We start from the raw sequence: 1,410 nt of genomic DNA, 5'->3' as shown, positions 1-1,410 counted from the left end.
ACTACCAGGCGGGTCAGCAGGTCGTGAAGGACAGCCTGAAGACCGTCACCACCGACTGGACCTTCGGGCCCGACTGGACCGCGATGTTCACCGAGATGCAGGCCGGCTGGGCCAAGGTGGTCAGCAAGGAGCAGACGGTGACCCAGCTCCTCGCCCACATGCAGGAGTGGACGGTCAACGACCTGAAGTCCCGCGGCATCGGCGTCAAGGGCTAGAGGCTTAGGGCTGCTACTGATGATTCGCTCTCTGCGCTGGAAGGGTGCCGCCTTCACGGTGCCCTTCCAGCTCGGCTTCGTCTTCCTGTACCTGCTGCCGATCGGGTACGCCGTCTACCAGTCGCTGTACCGGTCGCAGTCCTCCGGACTGGGGCTCGGTGGCACGACCGACGAGTTCTCCGGTCTGGACAACTACCAACAGGGGCTGACCGACTCGGCGTTCATGGGCTCCGTGCTGCGGGTGGTGCTGTTCGCCTGCGTGCAGATCCCGATCATGCTGCTGGTCAGTCTCGTCCTCGCCCTGTTCCTGGACGCGCTCAGCTCCCGGATGGCCGGCCGGTTCCGGATCCTGCTGCTGGTGCCGTACATGATCCCCGGTGTGGTCGCCGCGATCGTGTGGCTGAACCTCTACAGCCCGGACGTGGGCCCGCTCACCCCGCTCGGCGAGATCTTCGGGTTCTCCTGGAACTTCTTCGCGCCGTCGATGGTGTGGCCGTCCATCGGCAACCTGCTGACCTGGCACGGCATCGGCTACAACATGGTCATCATCTACTCGGCACTCCAGGGTGTGCCCCGCGACCTGTTCGAGGCGGCGCGGCTCGACGGGGCCTCCGAGCTGCGGATCGCCCGCAGCATCAAGATCCCGTTCGTGCGGGGGGCGTTGGTGCTGACGGGGATGCTCTCCATCATCCAGATGCTCCAGATCTTCAACGAGCCCGCGCTCTTCCGGAACGTCACCCCGCAGACGGTCAGCGACTCCTTCACCCCGATCATGATCATCTACAACCAGGCGTTCAACGCCGGCAACTACCACTACGCGGCGGCCCTTTCGGTGCTGCTGGCCCTGATCCTCGGCGTCGCCTCCTTCCTGTTCTACCGGTTCACCTCGAAGGAGGCCGACTGATGACCCTCATCGAGGAGCCCACGAGGACCACGCCCGTCCGGCGGCTCAACAAGCCCGATGCTGCGGCCCGTTCGCGAGGCGGGCAGCGGTTTCTGCTCGTCGGGCTGTCGCTGGCGAGCGTGTACAGCCTCTTTCCGGTGTGGTGGCTGGTCGTCGCCGCCACCAAGGACCGCACCGGGCTCTACCAGTCCAACGGACTGTGGTTCTCCGGCTGGCATCTGTGGGACAACCTGCATCAGCTGTTCACCTACGAGCACGGCATCTTCCTGCGCTGGACGGCGAATTCCTTTC

At 65.0% G+C, this 1,410-nt stretch carries 1 protein-coding gene and 2 pseudogenes; all 3 read left to right on the top strand.

From position 1 onward, the window contains the following. Window positions 1-215, top strand: a pseudogene (locus JF597_RS55060) (ABC transporter substrate-binding protein); the annotation flags it as partial. 19 nt (window positions 216-234) lie between these two features. Beyond that, window positions 235-1,119: a carbohydrate ABC transporter permease gene (locus JF597_RS55055; protein ID WP_069763690.1), complete on the top strand. Its 885-nt coding sequence runs from the start codon at window positions 235-237 to the stop codon at window positions 1,117-1,119. Beyond that, window positions 1,119-1,410, top strand: a pseudogene (locus tag JF597_RS55050) (carbohydrate ABC transporter permease); the annotation flags it as partial. The gene JF597_RS55055 and the pseudogene JF597_RS55050, both read left to right, overlap by 1 nt.

It is taken from the genome of Streptomyces sp., from assembly GCF_019510245.1.
Classification (GTDB): Bacteria; Actinomycetota; Actinomycetes; order Streptomycetales; family Streptomycetaceae; genus Streptomyces.
Note: the sequence above shows the minus strand (reverse complement) of the source record. Positions and strands in the feature narration are given on the sequence as shown.

Coding starts and splice junctions, on each gene's coding strand:
- JF597_RS55055 (WP_069763690.1), top strand. CDS start 235: ATGATTCGCTCTCTGCGCTGGAAGGGTGCCGCCTTCACGGTGCCCTTC.